2 rRNA genes are annotated in these 344 nt (G+C 44.8%); both read right to left on the reverse strand.

Annotation, left to right across the window (positions count from 1 at the left end):
* A 5S ribosomal RNA gene (rrf, locus tag IW644_RS19970) occupies window positions 1–108 on the reverse strand; the annotation flags it as partial.
* Between the two features lie 137 nt (window positions 109–245).
* A 23S ribosomal RNA gene (locus IW644_RS19975) occupies window positions 246–344 on the reverse strand; the annotation flags it as partial.

Raw genomic sequence — 344 nt, forward strand, 5'->3', positions numbered from 1 at the left:
GTGTCCTACTCTCACATGGGGAAGCCCCACACTACCATCGGCGCTAATACGTTTCACTTCTGAGTTCGGAATGGAGTCAGGTGGTACCGTATCGCTATGGCTGCCAGGAAAAAACTGGTAACAATTTAAGAAAGATAATATTAATTCAATCAGTGAGTAACTACTTTTCACTCTACTTGCGGCTCTTTATCAGAGCTTAGCTTGTCTACAACACTTCCAAAAGCCTAAAGCTTCTTGGGCGTTGTATGGTTAAGCCTCTCGGGCAATTAGTACAGGTTAGCTTAACGCCTTACAACGCTTCCACACCCTGCCTATCAACGTCATCGTCTATAACAACCCTTCCA

Origin of the sequence: Alteromonas sp. PRIM-21, assembly GCF_027563165.1 — a bacterium.
Taxonomy (GTDB): domain Bacteria; phylum Pseudomonadota; class Gammaproteobacteria; order Enterobacterales; family Alteromonadaceae; genus Alteromonas; species Alteromonas macleodii_A.